This is a genomic window from Treponema endosymbiont of Eucomonympha sp., from assembly GCF_001028545.1.
The window spans coordinates 1-493 of sequence record NZ_BBPW01000541.1; the positions used below are offsets into that span (position 1 = coordinate 1).

The 493-nt window shown below is 45.8% G+C and carries 1 protein-coding gene; it reads left to right on the plus strand.

The window, feature by feature from the left end:
- A partial coding sequence (locus tag AWU74_RS07960; RefSeq protein ID WP_306701094.1) for a nitrogenase component 1 occupies positions 1–493 on the plus strand: 493 nt, incomplete at both ends.

Here is a 493-nt window from a genome sequence, read left to right on the forward strand (position 1 = left end):
TTACCTTGAGCTTAAACGCATTATCGAAGGGGCTGGGTTAAGAGTAAACATGCTTTTTGGCTCGGAAAGCAAAGGCGTATCCGAATGGAAAGCTATTCCGAGAGCGCAGTTTAACCTTGTTCTTTCGCCGTGGGTTGGACTTTCTGTTGCCGAACACTTAAAAGAAAAATACGGACAGCCGTATCTTCATATACCGGTTATCCCGATAGGCGAGGAAGCGACAAGCGCTTTTATACGCCGGATAGTCGAGTATGCGGGGGTCGATAAAGAACCGTCAGAAACGTTTATAACGGAAGAAGCCGCACGGTATTATTATTTTCTTGAGCATTTTGCAGAATTTTTCTCTGAATTCTGGTTTGGTTTGCCCGCGACTTTTGCCACAGTGGCGGATGCGTCTACAAACATTGCGGTAACCAAATTTCTCAGCGACCAAATGGGGCTTATACCGGTAAAACAGATTATAACCGATAACCCGCCGGAAAAATACCGGGAC